Raw genomic sequence first — 6064 nt, 5'->3', positions numbered from 1 at the left:
GGCGAGCGTGGTCTTGCCCAGCCCCGGCGGGCCGACGAACAGCACGTGGTCGAGGGCCTGGCCGGTCTTGCGCGCCGCCTCGATGAAGATCTGCATGTTGGCGCGTGCCGCACGCTGGCCGACGAACTCGGAGAGCGACAGCGGGCGGATGCTCTGGTCCGGCTCGCCCGGACGCGCCTCCGGCGTCAGCAGGGTCCGGGTCAGGTGTTTCGGTGCCGTCATCGCGGAATCAGGCGGCCAGCGCCCGATCCTCCCCGCCGGTGAAGGGTTGGAGAAGGACGCGTCGGCCCTTCAGGTCGTGCACCGTCACCTGCCATTGCGACCAGTCCGTGCGCGCGTCGAGATCGCGCATCACGCCCTGCGCCACCCGCCGCGCCCGCTCCGCCAGCCGGGCCGGCGCGCGGACATCCGCACCCTCGGCGTCGAACACGCACTCGTATCCGTTGGTGCAGTGGAAGCGGTAGCGGGCCATCGCTCATCCTCTCTCGATCCGTGCCGTCCCGGAACGGTGCTCCGGGATATGTTCATCATATGTTCTCAACGCTGTCCAGGCCGGACCGAGCCGCCCGCGACCGTATGTCCGACGGATCCCGCACCGTCATCCCAATGGTCCGGTTCGGAAGCGTAACGCGTGAGAGCCATCGCGACGGGATTGATCGTCGATAAGGCCCAGCCCCTCCGCCCCGAATGACGGGCCGCGTGATCGCGCCCGAATGCCGAGCATCGATTCACTTCATCGATCATCACACCATAAGACGCGTCTTTCGCGAACGAATAACGTCGATCCAAGGTTGTTCGTCATCACGTAACTTTATCGCTTCTCTACACAGAGACGGAGAAATTCCTCTTATCCCCCTCCGACACGCGGCGCCTCGATTGATCGGCGATCATACGCGGGCGAGCGCGACATCATCGAGACCCGAGCGGCAACGCTGCAATTCGCTCGCGCGTGCCTCGATAAGGCGGCGCATTCCTTCGCGGATACGACTTATAACACACGAAGTCTGATTTCATCTGTCGTTGCATGACATATCGAATTACAACCAATAATACACGTGTTGCAGGATTGCAATCATTCTCGCAAATGCCGGAATGTACGGCATTATGATTTGTTCGACGCGCGCTTACGGACTAAGTTGCTGTCGTCGGCGTCGCGCCGGCTCCAAAATTCGAAGATGCTCGACCAGATAATCAAAACGACCACGCGCTGAGCGGGCGGTCTGGCGTCTTGTGGGTCTCGAAGCTTGTGGAGATATCGATGAAGCTCTTGAAGAGCGCCCTGCTCGGCTCGGCCGCGGCGCTCGCCGCCGTCGCCGGCGCCCAGGCCGCCGACCTTCCGATCAAGAAGGCCGCCCCGATCGAGTACGTGCGCGTCTGCTCGACCTACGGTGCCGGCTTCTTCTACATCCCCGGCACCGACACCTGCCTGCGCCTCTCGGGCCGCGCCCGCTTCGAGTACGGCTACCAGGCCCCGCTCGCCCGCGGCACGGGCAACGGCGACTACAGCGGCTACCGCGGCCTCGCCCGCATCAACCTCGACGCCCGCACGCAGACCGCCTACGGCACCCTGCGCGCCTTCGTCCGCCTCGAGGGGGCCAGCCGCACCGGCTTCCCCGGCATGAACTCGGGCACCCAGAACCGCATCGCCAACGCCTTCCCGGCGCTCGGCGTCGACGGGTTCGGCCGCGTGCAGCAGTACTTCAACACCGACAAGGCGTTCGTGCAGTTCGCCGGCTTCACCGCCGGTCGCGCGTCCTCGTTCTTCGACTTCTACGCCCACGACTTCGAGATCCAGGCCGGCACGCTCGGCTCGGACGTCGCCTCGACCAACCTCGCGGCCTACACCGCCACCCTCGGCAACGGCTTCTCGGCCACGCTGTCGATGGAAGACCCGAGCTTCCGCCGCACGCCGGTCTACTCGCCCGCCAACGTCGCCGCCGCGGCGGCGGTGCTCGGCAACTCCAGCCTGCAGACCTTCGCGGTCACGCAGTCGCCGGCCCCGGTCTTCCTCGGCTTCAACGCCGCCGGCCTGCCGGTCGGCCTCGGCTTCGTGGACGTGATCGAGCGCAACCGCATGCCCGACTTCGTCGGCGTGCTGCGCTACGACCAGCCCTGGGGCTCGGCCCAGATCTCGGGCGCCGTGCACGAGGTCAACGTCGGCGCGCTCAACAGTGCACCTGCGCAGATCATCGGCACGAACCCCGGCACGCTCGGCCGCACGGCCTCCGAGTACGGCTGGGCCGTCCAGGGCGGCCTGAAGATCAACCTGCCCTTCATCGCGCCGGGCGACACCCTGTACCTGCAGGGCTCCTACGGCGAGGGCGCGGGCTCCTATACCGGCGTCTCGGCCTGGGCGGGCTCCTACATCCAGTCGGCCACCTCGCTCCAGGGCGCGGCCTTCGCGCAGTTCTTCTCGGACGCGGTGCTGAACCCGCTCAGCAACCGCCTCGAGCTGACGCAGAGCTTCTCGGTCGTCGCCTCGATGCTGCACTACTGGAGCCCGACGCTCCGCTCGGCCCTGTTCGGCTCCTACGGCGAGATCGCCTTCGCCCCCGGCGTGCGCGCCGCCCAGGCCTCCTACAACGGCCTCACCGGCACCGGCTTCGCCAGCGTCGGCGCGTTCAACAGCGACTACTACCGCCTCAACGCGATCCTGCGCGACACCTACGCCTTCAACGTGGGCGGCAGCCTGATCTGGTCGCCGGTGAAGGACCTCGATATCGGCGTCGAGGGCGTCTACCAGAACTACGGCGTGCAGAACGGCCGCGTGATCGACCTGAACCGGACCCCCGGCGCCACGTCGTCGGCCGGCTTCGCCACCGCCGTGGCCAACGGCACCCTGCGCACCGTCACCAACGCCGACGTGTTCCAGGTCCGCGCCCGCGTCCAGCGCGACTTCTGAGCTCCGGTCCAGGCGCGCGACGGGTCGCCGTCACGGCACCCCGCGCGCCTGGGCTTGAGACCCGAGAACTCGACCCGGTTCGCGAGAGCCGGGTCTTTTTGTGCGGGACGTCCGCGTCCGCGGACCGGCCCGTCGCTCCCGGCGACGGTCGTCCGGCGCGGGGGCCGCGCGCCTCAGCGGCCCGACAGCGCCGCGACCCGTTCCGCCAGCGCGTCCACCTGCGCTTCGTCATGGGCGGCCGAGAAGGCGACGCGCAGGCGGGCGGTGCCGGGCGGAACGGTCGGAGGGCGGATCGCCACCACGAGGAAGCCCTCCGCCTCCAGCGCGCGCGACAGCGCGAGGGCAGCCTCCGCCCCGCCGACCAGCACCGGCACCACGGCGCTCTCGGCCTCCGGCAGGCCGAGGCGCGCCGTGAAGCGGCGGGCGAGCGCGAGCGGCCGGGCGCGGCGCTCCGGCTCGGCCTCCAGGATCGTGAGCGCCTCCAGGGCCGCAGCCGCCGAGGCCGGGGGCAGGCCGGTGGTGTAGACGAAGCTGCGGGCGCGGCTCGTCAGCAGGTCGATCACGGGCCGCGAGGCGCAGAGATAGCCGCCATAGGAGCCGAGCGCCTTCGAGAGCGTGCCCATCTCCAGGGGCGCCCGCGGGCCGTCCTCGGCCACGCCGAGACCGTGCGCGTCGTCCACCAGCGTCCAGGCGTCGTGGCGGCGGGCCACCTCCAGGATGTCGCCCATCGGCGCCCGGTCGCCGTCCATGCTGAAGACGCGCTCGGTCAGGACGAGGCAGCGCCCGTGCGCGGGCCGCTCCGCCTCCAAGAGGCGCGCGAGGTCGGCGACGTCGTTGTGGCGGAAGCTCAGCGTCCGCGCCCCCGAGAGCCGGGCGCCCGCCCACATGCAGGCGTGGGAGAGTTCGTCGAGCAGCACGAGGTCGCCCCGGCCGGCCAGCGCCGGGGTGATGCCGAGATTGGCCATGTAGCCGCTGCCGAAGACCAGAGCCGCCGCCTTGCCCTTGTGGTGGGCGAGGCGCTCCTCCAGCGCGTCGAGGAGCGGGTGGTTGCCGGTCACCAGCCGCGAGCCGCCCGAGCCCGCGCCGTAGCGCGCCGCCGCCGCCTGCGCGGCCGCGACCACCCGCGGGTGGTGGCTGAGGCCGAGATAGTCGTTGCACGAGAAGGAGACGAGCCGGCGCCCGGCCCGCTCCGCCGCGGCCCCCGGCCCACGCGCGGTCGGCACGAGGCGCCGCCGCAGGGCGGCCTCATCGAGGGCGGCGAGTTTCCCCGCGGCGAAGGCGTCGAGGCTGTGCATGGGCCGTCATGGGGCCGGGTGCGCCGGCCCTGTCAAGGGCGGCCGCGCGCGGCCTTGACCGCGCCGGGCGCCGGCACCATCCCGGTCCGATGGATGCGACGCCCGCCGGCCGCCACCTCTGGCGCCCCTACACGCAGATGAAGAGCGCGGCCGCCCCGCTCGAGGCGGTCGCGACCCGCGGCAGCCGGATCGTGCTGGCGGACGGGCGCGAGCTCGTGGACGGCATCGCCTCGTGGTGGACGGCGGTGCACGGCTACAACCACCCGCACATCGCGCAAGCCGTCGCCGACCAGCTCGCCCGGATGCCGCACGTGATGTTCGGCGGCCTCACCCACGCGCCCGCCGAGCGGCTGGCCGCGCGGCTCTCCGCCCTGCTGCCGGGCAACCTCGACCACGTCTTCCTGGTCGATTCCGGCTCGGTCGCCGTCGAGGTCGCGCTGAAGATGGCCGCCCAGCTCTGGCTCAACCGGGGCGTCGCGGGCCGGACCCGCGTGCTGTCGTTCCGGGGCGGCTACCACGGCGACACGATGGGGGCGATGTCGGTCTGCGACCCCGAGGAGGGCATGCACCGCCGCTTCGGCGCCTACCTGCCGACGCAGGTCTTCCGCGACCTGCCGCGGACAGCCGAGCAGGAAGCGGCGCTCGACGCGGCGCTCGGCCGCCACCGGGACGAGCTCGCGGCCGTGATCGTCGAGCCCCTGGTGCAGGGCGCGGGCGGCATGGTGATGCACGGGCCGGAGGTGCTGGCCACGGTGGCGCGGCTCGCCCGGCGCCACGGGCTGCCGCTGATCTGCGACGAGATCTTCACCGGCTTCGGGCGCACCGGCACCCTGTTCGCCTGCGAGCAGGCGGGCATCGTGCCGGACATCCTCTGCCTGTCGAAGGCGCTCACCGGCGGCACGATGGCGCTCGCCGCGACGGTGGCCACCACCGAAATCTTCGAGGGCTTCTGGTCGGACGATCCGGCCGCCGCCCTGATGCACGGGCCGACCTTCATGGCGAACCCGCTGGCCTGCGCGGCGGCCAATGCCAGCCTCGACCTGTTCGAGCGGGAACCCCGCCTCGACCAGGCGCGGGCGATCGCGGCCCGGCTGCGCGACGGGCTGGAGCCCCTGCGCGGGGTCCCGGGCGTCGCCGACGTGCGGGTGCTCGGGGCGATCGGCGCGGTGCAGTTCGCGAGCCCGCCGGATCTCGCCGCCCTCAAGGCGCGGCTCGCCGCCCGCGGCGTCTGGGTGCGGCCCTTCGGCGACATCGCCTACCTGACCCCCGCCCTGACCATCGGTTCGGCGGATCTCGATCACCTGCTGGCGACGCTCGCCGAGAGCGTGACGGAGACCGGGCGATCGGCCCGGCTTTCCTGAATCGATCATGAACGGGCTGCAACCCGGACCGGATTTGACCGTTGGCACAGCGTCCGGGCGTTCGGGCGGGGCCGGACGGAACGCGGGAGGATGCGCATCGTGTCGAGTGGGCAGACGATCTCTCAGGACGACCGGCCGGTGATCCTCCTCGTCGAGGACGAGGCGCTCACCATCATGGACCTCGGCGACGTGCTGGAGGACGGGGGATACGAGACCGTGCAGTGCGCATCGGCCGAGCGCGCGCTGAGCATCCTGCAGGCCCGGCCCGACATCTGCGGGCTGGTCACCGACGTCGAGCTGTCGGGCAAGACCAACGGCTTCGAGCTGGCGAACTCCGTCGCGGAGGCGCGGCCGAAGCTGCCGATCCTGATCGTCTCGGGCCGCGCCGCGCCCGATCCCGAGCGGATGCCGCCGGGCGCGCAGTTCCTCGCCCGCCCCTGCAGCGGCGACGAGATCCTCGACCGTCTCAAGAGCCTGATGCCCTGCTGAGGCGGGGTTTTCCGCCG

5 protein-coding genes and 1 pseudogene are annotated in these 6064 nt (G+C 71.2%); 3 read left to right on the top strand and 3 right to left on the bottom strand.

Annotated elements, in window-relative coordinates; genetic code table 11:
* Both MFF56_RS29035 and MFF56_RS29030 read right to left on the bottom strand, forming a co-directional pair.
* Nucleotides 1-222, bottom strand: a pseudogene (locus MFF56_RS29035) (Holliday junction branch migration DNA helicase RuvB); the annotation flags it as partial.
* 7 nt (nucleotides 223-229) lie between these two features.
* Complete coding sequence (locus MFF56_RS29030) at nucleotides 230-472, bottom strand: DUF6894 family protein (protein ID WP_066920416.1); 243 nt, start codon at nucleotides 470-472, stop codon at nucleotides 230-232.
* A 786-nt stretch (nucleotides 473-1258) separates the two neighbouring features.
* Here MFF56_RS29030 and MFF56_RS29025 point away from each other — a divergent pair.
* Nucleotides 1259-2902, top strand: a complete 1644-nt coding sequence (locus tag MFF56_RS29025; protein WP_238231928.1) for a porin — start codon at nucleotides 1259-1261, stop codon at nucleotides 2900-2902.
* 173 nt (nucleotides 2903-3075) lie between these two features.
* On the opposite strand, the gene MFF56_RS29020 is transcribed toward MFF56_RS29025, so the two are convergent.
* On the bottom strand, nucleotides 3076-4197 hold the full coding sequence (locus tag MFF56_RS29020) for an aminotransferase class I/II-fold pyridoxal phosphate-dependent enzyme (protein WP_066926998.1): 1122 nt from the start codon (nucleotides 4195-4197) through the stop codon (nucleotides 3076-3078).
* A gap of 89 nt (nucleotides 4198-4286) precedes the next feature.
* Here MFF56_RS29020 and MFF56_RS29015 point away from each other — a divergent pair, with 89 nt between their 5' ends.
* Together MFF56_RS29015 and MFF56_RS29010 are read left to right on the top strand one after the other, a co-directional pair.
* Nucleotides 4287-5558, top strand: coding sequence for an adenosylmethionine--8-amino-7-oxononanoate transaminase (locus MFF56_RS29015; protein WP_066927000.1), 1272 nt, complete (start codon nucleotides 4287-4289; stop codon nucleotides 5556-5558).
* A 90-nt stretch (nucleotides 5559-5648) separates the two neighbouring features.
* Nucleotides 5649-6047, top strand: a complete 399-nt coding sequence (locus tag MFF56_RS29010) for a response regulator (RefSeq protein ID WP_197430740.1) — start codon at nucleotides 5649-5651, stop codon at nucleotides 6045-6047.
* Nucleotides 6048-6064: the final 17 nt, after the last annotated feature.

It is taken from the genome of Methylobacterium hispanicum, from assembly GCF_022179285.1.
GTDB classification, from domain to species: Bacteria; Pseudomonadota; Alphaproteobacteria; order Rhizobiales; family Beijerinckiaceae; genus Methylobacterium; species Methylobacterium hispanicum.
This window is presented reverse-complemented; position numbering and strand designations above follow the sequence as displayed.

Coding starts and splice junctions, on each gene's coding strand:
- MFF56_RS29030 (WP_066920416.1), bottom strand. CDS start 472: ATGGCCCGCTACCGCTTCCACTGCACCAACGGATACGAGTGCGTGTTC.
- MFF56_RS29025 (WP_238231928.1), top strand. CDS start 1,259: ATGAAGCTCTTGAAGAGCGCCCTGCTCGGCTCGGCCGCGGCGCTCGCC.
- MFF56_RS29020 (WP_066926998.1), bottom strand. CDS start 4,197: ATGCACAGCCTCGACGCCTTCGCCGCGGGGAAACTCGCCGCCCTCGAT.
- MFF56_RS29015 (WP_066927000.1), top strand. CDS start 4,287: ATGGATGCGACGCCCGCCGGCCGCCACCTCTGGCGCCCCTACACGCAG.
- MFF56_RS29010 (WP_197430740.1), top strand. CDS start 5,649: ATGCGCATCGTGTCGAGTGGGCAGACGATCTCTCAGGACGACCGGCCG.